This window comes from Caenimonas koreensis DSM 17982 (genome assembly GCF_009646335.1).
GTDB lineage: Bacteria > Pseudomonadota > Gammaproteobacteria > Burkholderiales > Burkholderiaceae_C > Ramlibacter > Ramlibacter koreensis.
The window spans coordinates 1-1188 of the sequence record NZ_WJBU01000042.1 but is presented as its reverse complement, the minus strand read 5'-3'; the positions used below and the strand labels follow the sequence as shown (position 1 = coordinate 1188).

Genomic DNA, 1188 nt, shown 5'->3' with positions numbered 1-1188 from the left:
GGAGATTCGAAAAATGGCAAAAGGCAAGTTTGAGCGGACCAAGCCCCACGTGAACGTGGGCACGATTGGTCACGTGGACCATGGCAAGACGACGCTGACGGCGGCGATCACGACGATTTTGGCGTCGAAGTTTGGTGGTGAGGCCAAGGCCTATGACCAGATCGATGCGGCGCCTGAAGAGAAGGCACGCGGCATCACGATCAACACGGCGCACGTGGAGTACGAGACGGCCAATCGCCACTACGCACACGTGGACTGCCCGGGTCACGCTGACTATGTGAAGAACATGATCACGGGCGCGGCGCAGATGGACGGTGCGATTTTGGTGTGCTCGGCCGCTGACGGCCCGATGCCCCAGACGCGCGAGCACATCCTGCTGGCTCGCCAGGTGGGTGTTCCCTACATCATCGTGTTCCTGAACAAGTGCGACATGGTTGATGACGCCGAGCTGCTGGAGCTGGTGGAGATGGAAGTGCGCGAGCTTCTGTCGAAGTACGACTTCCCTGGCGACGACACCCCGATCATCCACGGCAGCGCGAAGCTGGCGATGGAAGGCGACAAGGGCGAGCTGGGCGAGCAGGCGATCATGAAGCTGGCCGATGCGATGGACAGCTACTTCCCGCAGCCCGAGCGCGCAATTGACGGTGCGTTCCTGATGCCGGTGGAAGACGTGTTCTCGATCTCTGGCCGTGGCACGGTGGTGACGGGTCGCGTGGAGCGCGGGATCGTGAAGGTTGGCGAGGAAATCGAGATTGTGGGCATTGTGCCGACGGTCAAGACGACGTGCACGGGCGTGGAGATGTTCCGCAAGCTGCTGGACCAAGGTCAAGCGGGTGACAACGTGGGCATTTTGCTGCGCGGCACGAAGCGCGAAGAAGTGCAGCGCGGCCAAGTGCTGTGCAAGCCGGGCTCGATCAAGCCGCATACGCACTTCACCGCTGAGGTGTATGTGCTGAGCAAGGACGAAGGTGGTCGTCACACGCCGTTCTTCAACAACTATCGCCCGCAGTTTTACTTCCGCACGACGGACGTGACGGGTGCGATTGAGCTGCCCAAGGACAAAGAGATGGTGATGCCGGGCGACAACGTCTCGATCACCGTGAAGCTGATCAACCCGATCGCCATGCAGGAAGGCCTGCGCTTCGCTATTCGCGAAGGCGGCAAGACCGTGGGCTCGGGCGTCGTGGC

The 1188-nt window shown here is 61.4% G+C and carries 1 protein-coding gene; it reads left to right on the top strand.

Features of this window, described 5'->3' with window-relative positions:
* Positions 1-13 precede the first annotated feature (13 nt).
* Positions 14-1188, top strand: a 1175-nt coding sequence (tuf, locus tag GHT07_RS21230; protein ID WP_153587088.1) for an elongation factor Tu, incomplete at its 3' end; no start/stop codon positions are given.